Here is a 573-nt window from a genome sequence, read left to right on the forward strand (position 1 = left end):
ACACGTAGTATGACCATCTAGCGACCTCCACGATCGTCGTTCGCGTCGAGCGATCGCGCTTCAGCGAGAAAGAGAGCACGCTAAGGCGGAGTTCGCATTCTTTGTTGCGATCCGTGTCGAAGCCGGACCCGGCCAGCGCCGCGATCATGACGAACCAGCTCAATCAGATCGTCCAGGCACTCAGACCTCTGGATACCTCGGAGCAGTCGATCGCCGACCGCGCCCTGCGCGACACGGACAATCTGATGCTGCGTTCGTCGGATGTGACGCTTGCAACCACGTCTTCGCATATTCTTGAGGAGATGATTGCCGATGGCGAGCAGTTCGACTGGGTCTTTATCGAGGAGGCAGCGCGGGCCAACGGCGCCGAATTGATCGGTGCTCTGCTCCTGGGAAACCGCAGGGTGATGATTGGCGATCACAACCAGCTGTCTCCCTTCGATGCGGCGGATCGCCAGAAGTTCTACGATTCCAGCCGGGCTAGCGAACTGCTGCGTGACGCGAAGGAGAAGCTCACCGCGATCTCCGACCTGCCGAGCGAGGTGGAGGTCGCTAGACGGACCATCTGCAAAG

General features: G+C 59.9%; 1 pseudogene. It reads left to right on the forward strand.

The features are described 5' to 3' along the window. Positions 1-20: 20 nt before the first annotated feature. Positions 21-573: pseudogene (locus PsAD46_RS17140) on the forward strand (AAA domain-containing protein); the annotation flags it as partial.

Origin of the sequence: Pseudovibrio sp. Ad46, assembly GCF_001623065.1 — a bacterium.
Taxonomy (GTDB): domain Bacteria; phylum Pseudomonadota; class Alphaproteobacteria; order Rhizobiales; family Stappiaceae; genus Pseudovibrio.